General features: G+C 39.1%; 16 protein-coding genes. 3 read left to right on the forward strand and 13 right to left on the reverse strand.

The window, feature by feature from the left end:
* Positions 1 to 149: 149 nt before the first annotated feature.
* Positions 150 to 368, forward strand: a complete 219-nt coding sequence (locus ACFIKB_RS03755; protein ID WP_273723922.1) for a hypothetical protein — start codon at positions 150 to 152, stop codon at positions 366 to 368.
* Between the two features lie 8 nt (positions 369 to 376).
* Positions 377 to 1,420 carry a tyrosine-type recombinase/integrase gene (locus ACFIKB_RS03760; protein WP_375635686.1) on the forward strand — a complete coding sequence of 348 codons (1,044 nt, stop codon included), beginning with the start codon at positions 377 to 379 and terminating at the stop codon, positions 1,418 to 1,420.
* A 245-nt stretch (positions 1,421 to 1,665) separates the two neighbouring features.
* Here ACFIKB_RS03760 and panB read toward each other — a convergent pair whose 3' ends face one another.
* The 11 genes from panB to rpoZ all read right to left on the reverse strand — a co-directional run bounded on the left by panB (position 1,666) and on the right by rpoZ (position 11,086).
* Positions 1,666 to 2,481: a 3-methyl-2-oxobutanoate hydroxymethyltransferase gene (gene panB, locus ACFIKB_RS03765; RefSeq protein ID WP_375644890.1), complete on the reverse strand. Its 816-nt coding sequence runs from the start codon at positions 2,479 to 2,481 to the stop codon at positions 1,666 to 1,668.
* The gene (panC, locus tag ACFIKB_RS03770; RefSeq protein WP_375652861.1) at positions 2,478 to 3,338 is read right to left on the reverse strand and encodes a pantoate--beta-alanine ligase; all 861 of its coding nucleotides are present in this window, start codon (positions 3,336 to 3,338) and stop codon (positions 2,478 to 2,480) included. Before panC ends, panB begins: the two co-directional genes overlap by 4 nt.
* 23 nt (positions 3,339 to 3,361) lie before the next feature.
* Entirely contained in the window at positions 3,362 to 4,108 is a 747-nt protein-coding gene (gene recO, locus ACFIKB_RS03775; protein ID WP_375652862.1) for a DNA repair protein RecO, read from the reverse strand.
* Between the two features lie 25 nt (positions 4,109 to 4,133).
* Positions 4,134 to 5,039, reverse strand: a complete 906-nt coding sequence (gene era / locus ACFIKB_RS03780; RefSeq protein ID WP_012754937.1) for a GTPase Era — start codon at positions 5,037 to 5,039, stop codon at positions 4,134 to 4,136.
* The gene (rnc, locus tag ACFIKB_RS03785; RefSeq protein ID WP_375644889.1) at positions 5,032 to 5,739 is read right to left on the reverse strand and encodes a ribonuclease III; all 708 of its coding nucleotides are present in this window, start codon (positions 5,737 to 5,739) and stop codon (positions 5,032 to 5,034) included. The genes era and rnc overlap by 8 nt, the downstream gene beginning before the upstream one ends.
* A complete protein-coding gene (gene lepB, locus ACFIKB_RS03790) occupies positions 5,720 to 6,532 on the reverse strand; it encodes a signal peptidase I (RefSeq protein WP_375635832.1) in 813 nt (270 codons plus the stop codon). The genes rnc and lepB overlap by 20 nt, the downstream gene beginning before the upstream one ends.
* Positions 6,533 to 6,611: 79 nt before the next feature.
* Positions 6,612 to 7,013 (reverse strand): holo-ACP synthase, encoded by a 402-nt coding sequence (gene acpS / locus ACFIKB_RS03795; RefSeq protein WP_375635690.1) that lies wholly within the window; start codon positions 7,011 to 7,013, stop codon positions 6,612 to 6,614.
* A complete protein-coding gene (locus ACFIKB_RS03800; protein ID WP_375652863.1) occupies positions 7,010 to 7,624 on the reverse strand; it encodes a DUF2062 domain-containing protein in 615 nt (204 codons plus the stop codon). The genes acpS and ACFIKB_RS03800 overlap by 4 nt, the downstream gene beginning before the upstream one ends.
* A 93-nt stretch (positions 7,625 to 7,717) precedes the next feature.
* On the reverse strand, positions 7,718 to 8,296 hold the full coding sequence (gene pyrE, locus ACFIKB_RS03805) for an orotate phosphoribosyltransferase (protein WP_375619471.1): 579 nt from the start codon (positions 8,294 to 8,296) through the stop codon (positions 7,718 to 7,720).
* Between the two features lie 16 nt (positions 8,297 to 8,312).
* Positions 8,313 to 10,538, reverse strand: coding sequence for a RelA/SpoT family protein (locus ACFIKB_RS03810; RefSeq protein WP_375635692.1), 2,226 nt, complete (start codon positions 10,536 to 10,538; stop codon positions 8,313 to 8,315).
* Positions 10,539 to 10,687: 149 nt separating this feature from the next.
* Complete coding sequence (gene rpoZ / locus ACFIKB_RS03815; RefSeq protein WP_273791104.1) at positions 10,688 to 11,086, reverse strand: DNA-directed RNA polymerase subunit omega; 399 nt, start codon at positions 11,084 to 11,086, stop codon at positions 10,688 to 10,690.
* 546 nt (positions 11,087 to 11,632) lie between these two features.
* On the opposite strand from rpoZ, the gene ACFIKB_RS03820 reads away from it, so the two are divergent.
* A complete protein-coding gene (locus ACFIKB_RS03820; RefSeq protein ID WP_375635834.1) occupies positions 11,633 to 12,313 on the forward strand; it encodes a uracil-DNA glycosylase in 681 nt (226 codons plus the stop codon).
* Between the two features lie 49 nt (positions 12,314 to 12,362).
* On the opposite strand, the gene smpB is transcribed toward ACFIKB_RS03820, so the two are convergent.
* Positions 12,363 to 12,839 carry an SsrA-binding protein SmpB gene (smpB, locus tag ACFIKB_RS03825; RefSeq protein ID WP_012231306.1) on the reverse strand — a complete coding sequence of 159 codons (477 nt, stop codon included), beginning with the start codon at positions 12,837 to 12,839 and terminating at the stop codon, positions 12,363 to 12,365.
* 18 nt (positions 12,840 to 12,857) lie between these two features.
* Complete coding sequence (dapA, locus tag ACFIKB_RS03830) at positions 12,858 to 13,742, reverse strand: 4-hydroxy-tetrahydrodipicolinate synthase (RefSeq protein ID WP_375635693.1); 885 nt, start codon at positions 13,740 to 13,742, stop codon at positions 12,858 to 12,860.
* Positions 13,743 to 13,823: the final 81 nt, after the last annotated feature.

Raw genomic sequence — 13,823 nt, forward strand, 5'->3', positions numbered from 1 at the left:
TACAACAACTCTCAACAAAAGCTGCTTAACCTTATGGGGGTGTTTTGTTCCCCGCATATCTACGAGCACCCCCACCCTTCCTAACAACTTTCAACACAAGCGTGATTCACGCCACACGTGAATTGCATCTCAATGTAAGGAGAAAAGATATGGCGCCTCGTCCAGCTGCTATAACGCAACCAGCCATTGCACGCGCTTTAAGAGAAGCTAAAAAACAAGGTTGTGAACTCGTAGAAATCAAACCTACCGGTGAACTGCTTATCTATCTCAAATCCGATATTCCACTACCAAATTCAGCAGCGCATCCAGACAAACTTTTAGATTTGTCAAAGAATGAATATTACGAAACCGCGCTCTCTAAGATGTAAAATTGATTATGCCAAAACCACGCCCTCCTCATCTTGTCAAACAAATTACTCAACATGGCAAAATTGTATGGTATGTACGTATTGGTCATGGCAAACGCATTAGAATACGCGGTACCTATGGAACGCAAGAGTTTGTTGATAACTACAAAAGCGCACTTGCCGAGTTACAAGGACTTATACTTCCTAAATCCAAAACCGGTAAACTTGTTGAAGGTTCATTTGCATGGCTGCTTAAACAATACTTTAACAGCTCTAATTGGCATAGCTACTCTAATACTACAAAGAAACAAAAAGAATACATTCTTATGAAGATATGCGACTCCATAGGAAATATTCCATACCAAGCAATTGAAAAGAAACATATCATAGCCGGTGTTGAACGGCGCAAAGAAACACCAGCAATGGCTAGAAACTTTCTGAAAGCCCTTAATGGACTTTTTAATTGGGCAATTGATCAAGGTCTTTTGGAAAATAATCCAACTTTAGGCGTCAAAAAACCTCCTCTTAAAAATAAAAGCGGCTTTCCTATTTGGACAGAAGAAGATGTTGAGAAATATTATCAAAGATGGTCCCATGGTACCCATGAACGCGTTTGGATTGATGTTCTTTTATATACGGGCTTGCGTCGTGGTGATGCGGTACGAATTGGTTGGAAAGATGTGAAAGATAATATCATTCATCTTAAGACAGAGAAAAGTAAATTCCAAACAGATGTCTTTCTACCTATTTTACCGGAATTAGCCAAAACGCTTGAAGCTGGTCCTATTGGAGTAGAAACATTCATCTGTAGTAAAACTAATCAAAAACTCTCCAAAGAAAGCTTTGGCGATACATTTAGAGACGCTTGTAATGCGGCTGGCATTAAAAAATCGGCGCATGGATTAAGAAAATTAGCAGCAACACGCGCAGCTAACTCTGGTGCAACAGTATCACAACTCAAAGCAATTTTTGGCTGGACAAATGATGCTATGGCATCTCTTTACACAAAGAGCGCAGATCGTAAAAGACTAGCTCTTGAAGCTATAAAAAAGCTCCAAAAAGATGAGGGATAGAGGCAAAAAAACTCAATAGAATCAAGATTCACCTATTCCCCCATATTAGACATAACTATTTTATTTTACTTGCTTTTTATATACCATTCACAGACGCCGTCGCGAAATAGGAGTTGAGTTCCTTAAGAAAGCTTTCTTAAAAAAAAAGCACAGCTCAAATTGCATACAAAATATATGAAATAATGCACTTTCATTATCAAAACAACAAATGTTCCCTTGTCAAACTTTTCATCTTAAACTGAAGTTTATTTTAGTTTATAAACTTCATTATCCGCTGGGAAAGCACGAGAGGTGACATCCTCTGCATAATTCTTTATTGCAGTTTCCATGGCTTGTTCAAAGTCTCCATAACGGCGTACAAATTTTGGCACATGAGCACCATAGCCCAACATATCTTCCATAACCAATACTTGTCCATCGCACTGATTGGATGCACCAATACCGATCGTAGGGATAGAAAGCTTTTCTGTCAGTTTTACTGCTAAAGGTTCGACAATCCCTTCTAAAACAATAGCAAAAGCACCGGCCTCCTCAATTGCAGCCCCATCGGCTTCAATTCTTTGCCAATCACTCTGTTTTCGTCCTTGTGTTTTGAAACCACCAAAACGATTCACCGCCTGGGGTGTAAGACCGATGTGCCCCATCACTGGAATGCCACGTTTACACAAAAAATCAATTGTTTCCGCTATATAAACACCACCTTCAAGCTTAACTGCACCACACCCCGTTTGAGCAAGAATACGCGATGCATTTAAAAAAGCTTGCTCTGGACTTTCCTCATAAGAGCCAAAAGGCATATCAATAACCACAAGAGCTTTTTGAGATCCACGCACCACGGCTTGTCCGTGTAAAATCATCATATCTAAATTAACAGGAAGCGTTGTCTCAAATCCATACACAACCATACCAACGCTATCACCAACCAAAAGGATATCGCAATATGGATCAGCAATCCGCGCAGTATAAGCTTGATAAGCTGTTAAAGAAACAATTGGCTGTTGTCCCTTTCTTGTACGTATTTCGGAAGATGTTATACGCTTTACGGTTTTATGTACACTCATTTTCCGCCCTTCTCTTGCAATATATATTGATCAATCAGCCTTACCTCTCCAAAGCGAACAGTAAGAAGTAAAACTGCTGGTTTATTCAATGTTCCTTTAATCACGCATAAAGTTTCCATATCCCGTAAATCTATTGCTTCAATGATTGCACGCGTTTCTTGTTGTAAAATATCACGAACAGTTTTGCATAATTTATCAACCGACCGTTCACCTTCATGGTAAAGCTTTTCAGCTGCTTTCCCACTTTCAGGAATAATTTTGGCAGCTTTACGATCTTCTAATGTTAAAAACTGATTGCGTGAAGAACAAGCTACACCATCTGACTCCCGTAGAATAGGAACTCCAACAATTTCAATAGGAAAAGCCAAATCTTCAACCATACGCCGAATAATTAAAATTTGTTGAAAATCCTTTTCCCCAAAAAAAGCCTTATCTGGTTGGACAATGTTAAAAAGTTTAGCAACAACGCTTGTCACACCACAAAAGTGCCCTGGACGTAATTTTCCCATCAAAATACGTGATAATTTTTTCACTTGCACAATTGTATCATTTCCCAGTGGCCACATTTCATCTACAGAAGGGGCAAAAACACATTCAACACCTGCTTCTTTTAACAAAGCACAATCGCCCTTCAAATCTCTTGGATATTGAGAAAAATCTTCATGAGGTCCAAATTGCTTTGGATTGACAAAAATAGAAACCAATACGCGATCACACATTGCTCTTGCATACTGTACTAATGCAAGATGACCATCATGCAATGCCCCCATTGTTGGAACAAAACCAATCGAAAAACCTAAACGTCGTTCCTCTGAAGTATATTGGCGGACTTCAGCAATTGTCTTTAAAACTTTCATTTTCCCATTCAATTATCATCAGATCAACAAATTAATGCTTGTATACCAAATTGGCGCTCAAACAATTGTATCAAATTCATGCGCACTGACGGCTGCTTTATATCTCGTGGCTCCCAGACATGACGCATAAGAAAAAAACCCGTCAGTATAAAACCATTTATTATGTCACTAAAATCAGTAGGACGAGTCGTTCTTTGCACAAGAAACTGTGGTAGAATGAGAAGCTTTTTTTTCCAAGGTTCCCCTGCTTCTTCACAGACAGCCCGTCCAGATTTTGGTGATACGTAATGAAGCCTTTCCTGACGACCTGTTGCAGCACAACAAGATAAATCAAGACCAAAACCAAGTTCTTCAAGAAGCCGCATTTCAAAACGTACAAGCAATTCTGCATTTACAAATGGTTCATCAAAATTCTGCATAAAAAGGTGTAAAATATCATATAAAACGGGGTGCGGATCACGTTCGGGAAGAAGCCGCAAATGAAAAGCTATCAATTGCAAAGCATAAAGTGCTTCTGGTAGACAGATTAATCGTGCCGCATGTAGATCAAGAGCTTCAAGCCGAAAAAGTCCCAAATGTTCTTCTAAACGAGCCCACCATTCAGCCTCCACAAAATTTCCAGGTTGAAGAAGAGCTGCCATACGACGTGATCGCCCCCCTTTTACCACTCCCATATAACGACCATGTTCACGTGTCATAACCTCAAGAATAACACTTGTTTCACCGTATTGGCGTGTACCAAGAATAACAGCTTGTTCTTTCCACTTCATTTTACTTTAATTATTTTAAAAAATCTTATTTTAAAAAATCCAATCCCATTTCGCGATAACGTTCTGGATCGGTATCCCAATTATCGCGCACTTTCACAAAGAGAAAAAGATGAACCTTTTGATCCATAATTTCCATGAGTTCTTTACGTGCTGCTTGACCAATCGCTTTAATTGTATCGCCTTTTGCTCCTAAGACAATTTTTTTCTGACTCTCACGCTCGACATAAATAACTTGATTAATTTTAACGGAACCATCTGAACGCTCTTCCCAGTTTTCTGTTTCAACCGTTGAGGAATAAGGAAGTTCATCATGAAGACGAAGAAAAAGTTTTTCACGCGTAATTTCAGCAGCAAGATGACGCATGGGCATATCGGAAATTTGATCTTCCGGATAATACCATGGTCCCTCCTGCATCATATTACTCAACGCATGAAGTAAATCCTTGCAACCAGAACCGTTTAGAGCAGAAATCATAAATGTTTGCGCAAACTTTACACGTTCATTTATTTTAGTGGTTAACGCTAGAAGAGATGATTTAACAACTGTATCAACCTTATTAAGAACAAGAACTTTTTCTTGTTTCATGTTGTTTACAATATCTAACATCATATCAACTTCATCCGAAAGACCACTTTGAGCGTCAATTAAAACGAGCAGAACATCCGCGCTCTTAGCCCCTCCCCAAGCAGCAGAGACCATGGCACGTTCTAAGCGCTTATGGGGACGAAAAACACCCGGTGTATCGACCAACACAATTTGCACATCATCATGAATGACAATACCGCGGATTAAAGTTCGTGTTGTTTGTACCTTATGCGTTACAATCGAAACCTTTGTTCCAACCAATTGATTAACCAATGTCGATTTACCGGCATTAGGCATCCCAATAAGTACAACAAACCCAGAACGCGTTTTCATAACGTCACTCATGATCATTTTTTCCCACTGTTTTCCATACACCCTCTCGTCGCAAAATTTTTTCAGCTGCCATTCTTTCGGCATATCTTTTGGAACTTCCCTGCCCAATCTCTGAAGCAAACCCAGAAATACTTACCTCTACCATAAAAACAGGATCGTGATCTGGACCTGAACGTTTTATAACCTGATAATGTGGTTGTGCATTGCCTTGGATATGCGCCCATTCCTGTAATTCGGTCTTGGCATCACGCCGACCAGCATCCATTTTCTTTGCCCGACCGTGCCAATATTTTTGAATAAAAGGGCGAACGCTTTCCAATCCTCCATCGAGATATATCACGGCAATCAAAGCTTCCACGACATCTGCATGCATATTGATGAGTCGACGCCCCTCGAAATTTTTCATCTCAAAACCAACACGGATCATATCAGGCAGCCTCATTTCACGCGCAATATCAGCACATGTCTGCGCATTAACCAGATGATTCAAACGGACTGATAATTCACCTTCACTTGCCTGAGGAAAAAGTTGATACAGCATTTCTGCAATCAAAAGCCCTAAAACCCGATCCCCTAGAAACTCTAGTCGTTCATAATTCCCCTGTTCCGAATCTTGTACACTCGAGTGTGTTAATGCCTTCTTTAACCTCTCTTCATCTTTAAAACGATGCCCCGTCAGCTTGAAAAGCTGATCAATCATTAGACGTTTCATCGTTGTTTCCTTGCTTGATAAGCGGCAAATCATGAACCGTATTTATGAAAGAAAACAAACGCTTCCAACGCACATCAAATGGCCAGCGCCAAACCTGCCAAGCACTTGAACCGTTACTGATAGAAAAGAAAATCACGCTCGCGCGACCAATAAGATTTTCTTCTGGAACATAGCCTACATCTAAACGACTATCATCTGAATTGTCGCGGTTATCTCCCATCATAAAGTAATGTCCTTGAGGAACTTCAAAAACTTTTGTATCATCAACTTTCGGGATGAAAGCTAAATCAAGTGTATCATAACTAACACCGTTAGGCATTGTCTCGCGATAAACCTCAACAGGATAGTTAACCTCTGTTATATCAGAATTATCAATCTCCCCCATAAAGTGACGTGAAACAGCCTCATCATTAATATAAAGAACACTTTGACGGACTTGTATACGATCACCTGGTAGCCCAACAACGCGTTTTATATAATCAATCTTCGGATTACTTGGTAAGCGAAAAACGACCACATCTCCACGTTGAGGTTGAGATGCCCAAATCCGTCCAGAAAAAAGAGGAGGAGAAAAGGGGATGGAAAAACGAGAATACCCATATGCATACTTAGAAACAAACAGATAATCTCCCACCAACAAAGTAGGACGCATTGAACCGGACGGAATACTAAAAGGCTGGAAAAAAAGTGTCCGAATAACCGCCGCTAAAAGCAGAGCCTGTACTAAAACAGAAATAAATTCACGAACCCCGCCTTTTTTTTCTTTTTTATGCACTTTATCTTTTTGGATCATCACCAACTGCCTTCTCATCACAGATATAATTTATTTCATCATAATATTCAAATAACAAAAGCACAATCTCTCACACCATCTATCCACGTGGAAGTGCTTCGATAATAATAAATGCCTGTGCCCAAGGAAAATCATCTGTTATGCTAAGATGAATAACTGCATCATGATGAGGAGGTAATAACTTTTGAAGTTGCACTTGCGCACGATTTGTTAATTGCATTATTGGTTTACCAGATGGCAAATTAACGACCCCCATGTCTTTCCAATTGATACCACAAGCGATTCCCGTTCCTAAGGCTTTAGCGCATGCTTCTTTAGCAGCAAATCTTTTTGCATAGGAAGAGGAGCTTTTTTTGAGATTTTCGGATCTATTCCTTTCAATATCCGTAAAAATACGTTGGGTAAAACGCTCACCATAGCGAACCAACATTTTCTCAATACGTCGTATATCAACCAGATCATTTCCAAGACCAACAATCATACGGTATTACCCGATCTTTCTTCCGATGAACGCTTCTTTAAAAGCCTTTTTTTTATAATCTTTTGATATCGCTTTTGTTTAAAACGAACCGTTGCTCTGTAAACACCTATATAAGATAAACCACCAAAAACAATACCTAAAAGAGTTCCACCTAAAATCATAGGACTCATAATTGTGTCCCATGCGCCTTTAAAGAGGAGAGAGAGATTTGACAATGTCAAACCATTAAATAGAGCACGAATTTGCGAAAGAGAAATCTCTTTGACATCGCTAAAAAGTGATAAACAAAAATACCCTACTTTATAATCAGCCATGACAATCAATAAAAATGTGAGTGGATTAGAAAAAATCGTCCCAATGATTGCGGCAGCAAAGTTTGCACGCAAAAGCCAAGAAAAAAATATTGCCAAAATAATATGCAACCCAAAGAAAGGGGAACAAGCTAAAAAAATGCCAACAGCAACCCCTAATGCTACTTCATGCGGTGTTGCTGATATACGCAAAATACGTTTATGTATGTAGCAAAATGAGCGAGAAAATGAACGACGTGGCCATAACCAAAGTCGAATACGCGTTACAAAATCTATTGGTTCTCGACTACGAAAAAGCATATGACTCTCAATATACATCTTTTGATGATGAAATAATTTATATCATCCAAATTAATCTTTTTAAGCTTTTGCACAAAAAAAATAGAACGACAATTAAATATTTCGACTGCCTGGTTTAATCGCTGGAAGAACAGAAAGCTCTGCAGGAAGTGCATCACTAGTATAAGAGGTTATCTCATATTCAGCAAGCGCAATCAATGGAACTCCAACATTGACCTTACCACCAGAACGATCAAGGATACATGCACTGGCCAATACCTCTGCTCCTGCTGCAACAAGCGCCTCAATAGTCTCACGAATGGAAAGACCCGTTGTCACAATATCTTCGACAATAACAACCCGTGCACCCTTCTTGATTTCAAAACGACGCAATTCAAAGATGCCATTTACACGCTCTACCCAAAGAGAAGGAACACCAAGGTGACGTGAAGTTTCATAGGAAGGAATAAGGCCGCCAATTGCGGGACCAACAACATAATCAATTTTTCCCTCGATAGATTTTTTGATTTTTTCAGCCAATCCACGACATAACTTTTCCGTCAAGTCAGCATGCATGAATACTTTCGCTTTTTGCATATAAGTCGCACTATGGCGCCCCGATGTTAAAATAAAATGCCCTTCTAGAATAGCATCTGCTTGTTTAAAAATATCAATGACATCTTGTGTATTCATTGCAAAATCTTTCTTTTTATCCATGAACCCGCCGTACTGTACTTACTGAACCTGCCTCTTTTAACTGAGAAAAAATACGATTCAAATGTTTTAAATCCCACACTTCCAAATCAATCATAATTTCTGTAAAATCCGGTGCTGTACGGATAAAAGATAAATTTTGGATATTGGCATCGTTAGCAGAAATTATTTGTGTAATTTCAGCCAAAGAGCCAGGACTATTTACAACCAAAATATTTATCCGTGCAGGAAAACGTTCATTCATTTGGGCATCAATATCCCAGCGGACATCAATCCATCGTTCTGGCTGATCATCATATGCCATCAAAGCTGAAGACTGTATTGGATAAATAACGATCCCAGCTCCGGGCTGCATAATACCAACAATCCGATCTCCAGGTACTGCTCCTTCCGGTGAAAAACGTACGGGTATATCTCCACGGGTTCCTCTAATAGGCAATGCTTTAGATTGATGATTCTCGACCATTGCATTTTTTTCATTTTCTGGAACTTTAAAAATCATACCTTGAGCATTCTCAATATTAAACCAACCTTCTTCCCCAGGCTTAAAAGATGACTTTTGTACCACACGGTGATCTTGATAATCAGGATAAACCGCTTTAATCACATCAGCGGAAAACAGCTCTCCACGCCCAACAGCAGCCAATACATCCTCTACATCTTTACGTGCTAAACGTGGCAAAACTTTCTTCAAAACGTCTTTTGAAAATTGTTTTCCCATATATTCAAATGAACGCTCGAGAATACGATATCCTAAACCCGAATATTGTTTACGTACCGCGGCACGACTTGCTCGTCGAATAGCTGAACGTGCTTTACCTGTGACAACAAGAAATTCCCATGCAGCTGGCGGAATTTGAGCGTGTGAACGAATAATATCAACCTCATCACCATTTTTTAATTTGGTCATTAAAGGCATAATACGACCATTGATTTTTACACCCACACAAGAATCACCGATGTCTGTATGGACGGCATAAGCAAAATCAATAGGCGTAGCTCCTTTAGGAAAAGCAATTAATCGACCTTTCGGCGTAAAACAAAAAACTTGGTCTTGAAAAAGCTCAAGCTTTGTGTGTTCTAAAAATTCTTCCGGATTATCTCCATCTGACAAAGATTGAATCGTTTGACGCAACCATGCATACGCATTTGTTTCATTTGATAACCTCGAAGCCGAATAATTAGAACCTTGCTCTTTATAAATGGAATGTGCCGCAACGCCATATTCAGCAATTTCATCCATAGCAGCAGTTCTAATCTGCAATTCAACACGTTGTCGCGATGGTCCCACAATCGTTGTATGAATGGAACGATAATCATTCTGCTTTGGTATAGAAATATAATCTTTAAAACGACCAGGAACCATTGGCCACGTCGTATGAATGACACCAAGAGCGCGATAACAATCATGCACTGTTTCAACAATCACACGAAATCCAAAAATATCGGATAATTGTTCAAAAGAAAGCGCCTTGCTTTCCATTTTGCGAAAGACGGAATACGATTTTTTCTGACGGCTTTTAACATTCGCTTTAATGCCATGCTCGAAAAAAAGTTTTGTCAACTCGTTTTCAATTGTGGAAAGCAAATCACGATTGCGTTTTGATAACTCAGAAAGACGATTGGTAATCGTACGATAACCTTCTGGATTTAAATAAAAGAAAGAAAGATCCTCTAATTCCTCGCGCATATCTTGCATACCCATACGACCAGCAAGCGGCGCATAAATATCCATCGTCTCCTCAGCAATTCGCCGACGTTTATCATCACGCATAACACCAAGGGTGCGCATATTATGAAGACGATCAGCAAGTTTGACTAAAAGAACACGAACATCATCAGAGATGGCAATAAGAAGCTTACGAAGATTTTCTGCCTGTACGGCTTTCTTTGATACAAGATCAAGCTTATTAAGCTTTGTAAGTCCTTCAACCAACTTCCCAATTTCAGAACCAAAAAGCTGATCAATTTCTGCTCGTGTAGCGCTTGTATCTTCAATTGTATCATGCAAAAGAGCAACAGCAATCGTCGCCTCATCCAACCGCATATCTGTCAAAATAGCAGCAACTTCTAAAGGATGAGAAAAATAAAGATCACCTGAAGCACGCTTTTGATGTGCATGCTTTCTCATTGCATAATCATAGGCCCTGTTTAAAAGAGCCTCATCTACGTCAGACTTGTAACGTTGAACACGTCCAACAAGCTCACACTGACGCATCATACGAGCATATCCTTTATCTTTTCACACCCCTAATCCTTATTGAACACGTCTTATCAATAAAAGACAAGAAAAATAACTGCTCCTTACAGACAAGGTATCTTTACTCCTGTAATATAATATCTTTACTCCTGTAATATAAAATGCCGCAATTAATAATCGTCACTTTTTTCTGGAACAACCAAACCCTCAATACCCGCTAAAAGCTCTTCCTCTGACATATGATCAAATGAAGTACCTTCTTCTTGCGACGACGTATTAAAAACACTTTCAGCTTCACCTGAATGGGTAATAAATTCACTTGCCATTTCTGGCTCATCTACTTCCACATGCTTTTGCAGCGAATGAATAAGGTCTTCCTTTAAATCAGCAGGCGACAATGTTTCTTCTGCTATTTCACGCAAAGCAACAACTGGATTTTTATCATTATCACGATCAACCGTAATCTGCGCTCCTTGTGAAATCTGACGCGCCCGATGACCTGCTAAAAGTACCAATTCAAAGCGGTTGTCAACTTTATCAATACAATCTTCTACCGTTACGCGGGCCATTTATGCCTCTTTCTCAAATAAAAAAATTTAATAGCGGATAGAGGAGTATATACAATAATCAAAATAAAACACAAGAAAAACAACACAAACTTTTATATTTTTTGATTAAAGAACTTATTTAAGAAAATTCTTGGAAAATTTATAAAAATGTATAACCTATTCATGCTCGTTATCAAAGCTGCTCTTAAAAGCATTCCAATAGATTGGCTTCAAACAAGGGGAGGTCTTTCTTGACAAAATACTTGTCTGGAGTCTTCATCCTTTTAAAAGGAACACCAGCTGTTTAAAATCCTTTGCAATAACGACAGCCTTATGCATACTTTTTATGATAATATCTTTATTTAAAGAGAGAACTTTTTTTCTTTGAACATCATGTGTATTGTACTCTTATTCATCAAATAAATTACTGAAAGATTACCTCTCTGTACATAATAATTAGCAATAAGTTTATATTAAACTTTATTTATATTCATTATAGATTGTTTATCAAAACATAACCCGTCATATACGCTATACAAAGACTCAAAAAAATAGAAAAAATGATTGATGCCTAACACCACGAATAGCCAATTAACATCGCTTTGCCCAGAACCACCCCAAAATTGCAATTTATGTCCTAGGCTCCATCAGTTTATCGCTGACTGGCGTATCAAAGAACCAAGTTGGTATAACGCACCGGTGCGCCCCTTCTTTCCTTATAAAGGAGCAGACACAACGCGCCTTCTTATTGTCGGGCTTGCTCCTGGATTACGCGGAGCAAATCGAACTGGACGTCCATTCACTGGTGATTATGCTGGGCACTTACTTTATTCAACTTTAAAAAAATTTGGTTTTGCCCAAGGAACCTTTGAAGAAAGAGCAGACGATACTCTTGAGCTGATTGATGCAGCAATCGTCAACTCTGTTCGTTGTGTTCCCCCAGAAAATAAACCCACCGGTGCAGAAATTAACACGTGCCGCTATTTCTTCTCACCTCTTTTAACAAATCTTCCCAAACTTAAAGCCGTTATTACCTTAGGCACCATTGCGCACCATTCAACGATACGTGCCCTTAATGCAAAAGTTTTAGCTCACCCTTTTGGACACGGCGAAATTCATAACATCGGCAGATTACGCATCTTTTCGAGCTATCACTGTTCTCGTTATAATACAAATACTGGACGCTTGACAGACGCCATGTTTCACCAAATTTTTCAAGCAGCAAAAACATACTTAGATCAATGCTAAAACTGTTTTAAACCAGCGCTATAAATAAAGGATATCTAAATCGCATCCGTCATCCATATCTTTTTAAAAGTCTTGCTTTTTCACGTCCCCAATCGCGTTTTTTTTCCGTTTCGCGCTTATCATGAAGCTTTTTTCCCCGCGCTAGAGCAATCTCCAACTTAACACGCCCTCGTTCATTAAAATAAAGTTTAAGAGGAACAAGTGTCATTCCTTCACGAGACGTTGCATTAAAAAAACGTGCCATCTCACGTTTTGAAAGTAATAACTTGCGCAAACGTCGCGGTTCATGATTAAAACGATTAGCCTGCGTATATTCAGGAATATAGCTGTTTACTAACCATAATTCCCCATTCTCAAAACTCGCATAGCTTTCAGCAATATTGGCATGATTAGAACGCAAGGACTTTACTTCCGCTCCCTGAAGGACAAGACCGGCCTCGAGATTATTAAGGATTTCAAAATTAAAACGTGCTTTACGATTGTCAGCAATTATTTTCCGTACGGGCGCGTTCTTTTTTTTATTCATGGCTTTGTCAATATCATTTTATGCTTTTAAAATACCAGCATGACTGAGGGCTACATCAATAATCTTCTTTGTTCTTTCTGTTAATGGAACAATCGGAGAACGCACAGTATCACCACAAAATCCTAATTTTGCAGCAGCATATTTAATACCCGCTGGACTAGGCTCAATAAATACAGCACGATTAAGAGGCATCAAGCGATCATTTAATTCTCGTGCTGTTTTATAATCACCACGAAAACAAGCAGCTTGAAGCTCTGCACACAGCTTTGGAGCAACATTGGAGGAAACTGAAATACACCCCATACCTCCATGTGCATTAAAACCTAACGCTGTACAATCATCACCGGAAAGCTGTACAAAATCCTTCCCACACTTTTCACGTTGTTCACTAACGCGTTCAATTCTGCTCGTTGCATCTTTTACACCAATGATATTTTTAAAATCTTGATAAAGGTCTTTCATCGTTTCCACAGCCATATCGATAACAGAACGACCAGGAATATTATAAATTATAATCGGAATAGAAACAGCTTTGGCAATGGAAGAAAAATGTTTGTATAAACCAGATTGATTTGGTCTATTATAATAGGGAGTGACAACCAAAACTGCATCTGCACCAGCTTTTTGCGCGTATTGTGCAAGCTCTACAGCCTCACTTGTGCTATTTGATCCCGCTCCAGCAACAACAGGAACACGCTTTGCGACCTGCTCAACACACAATTCTATAATCCGCTTATGTTCTTCATGACTTAACGTTGCTGATTCACCGGTTGTCCCAACTGGGCTTACACCATTAATCCCTTGTGTAATCTGCCATTCAATAAAATCACAAAACGCCTTCTCATCAATTGCGCCCTTATTATCAAACGGTGTAATAAGCGCAGTTATAGCTCCCTTGAGCATGATAAACTCCCTATAATATTCGCTTTTATTTTTTTAATAATCGCCTTTTATAAATTTTAAATAGAGCATAATCTTGCTCTA

Origin of the sequence: Bartonella sp. MR110HLJHH (assembly GCF_042194225.1) — a bacterium.
Classification (GTDB): Bacteria; Pseudomonadota; Alphaproteobacteria; order Rhizobiales; family Rhizobiaceae; genus Bartonella; species Bartonella grahamii.

Excerpts from the sequence above, each read along its gene's own strand:
- ACFIKB_RS03755 (WP_273723922.1), top strand. The coding sequence starts at position 150 with ATGGCGCCTCGTCCAGCTGCTATAACGCAACCAGCCATTGCACGCGCT.
- ACFIKB_RS03760 (WP_375635686.1), top strand. The coding sequence starts at position 377 with ATGCCAAAACCACGCCCTCCTCATCTTGTCAAACAAATTACTCAACAT.
- panB (WP_375644890.1), bottom strand. The coding sequence starts at position 2,481 with ATGAGTGTACATAAAACCGTAAAGCGTATAACATCTTCCGAAATACGT.
- panC (WP_375652861.1), bottom strand. The coding sequence starts at position 3,338 with ATGAAAGTTTTAAAGACAATTGCTGAAGTCCGCCAATATACTTCAGAG.
- recO (WP_375652862.1), bottom strand. The coding sequence starts at position 4,108 with ATGAAGTGGAAAGAACAAGCTGTTATTCTTGGTACACGCCAATACGGT.
- era (WP_012754937.1), bottom strand. The coding sequence starts at position 5,039 with ATGAGTGACGTTATGAAAACGCGTTCTGGGTTTGTTGTACTTATTGGG.
- rnc (WP_375644889.1), bottom strand. The coding sequence starts at position 5,739 with ATGAAACGTCTAATGATTGATCAGCTTTTCAAGCTGACGGGGCATCGT.
- lepB (WP_375635832.1), bottom strand. The coding sequence starts at position 6,532 with ATGATCCAAAAAGATAAAGTGCATAAAAAAGAAAAAAAAGGCGGGGTT.
- acpS (WP_375635690.1), bottom strand. The coding sequence starts at position 7,013 with ATGATTGTTGGTCTTGGAAATGATCTGGTTGATATACGACGTATTGAG.
- ACFIKB_RS03800 (WP_375652863.1), bottom strand. The coding sequence starts at position 7,624 with ATGCTTTTTCGTAGTCGAGAACCAATAGATTTTGTAACGCGTATTCGA.
- pyrE (WP_375619471.1), bottom strand. The coding sequence starts at position 8,296 with ATGAATACACAAGATGTCATTGATATTTTTAAACAAGCAGATGCTATT.
- ACFIKB_RS03810 (WP_375635692.1), bottom strand. The coding sequence starts at position 10,538 with ATGATGCGTCAGTGTGAGCTTGTTGGACGTGTTCAACGTTACAAGTCT.
- rpoZ (WP_273791104.1), bottom strand. The coding sequence starts at position 11,086 with ATGGCCCGCGTAACGGTAGAAGATTGTATTGATAAAGTTGACAACCGC.
- ACFIKB_RS03820 (WP_375635834.1), top strand. The coding sequence starts at position 11,633 with ATGCCTAACACCACGAATAGCCAATTAACATCGCTTTGCCCAGAACCA.
- smpB (WP_012231306.1), bottom strand. The coding sequence starts at position 12,839 with ATGAATAAAAAAAAGAACGCGCCCGTACGGAAAATAATTGCTGACAAT.
- dapA (WP_375635693.1), bottom strand. The coding sequence starts at position 13,742 with ATGCTCAAGGGAGCTATAACTGCGCTTATTACACCGTTTGATAATAAG.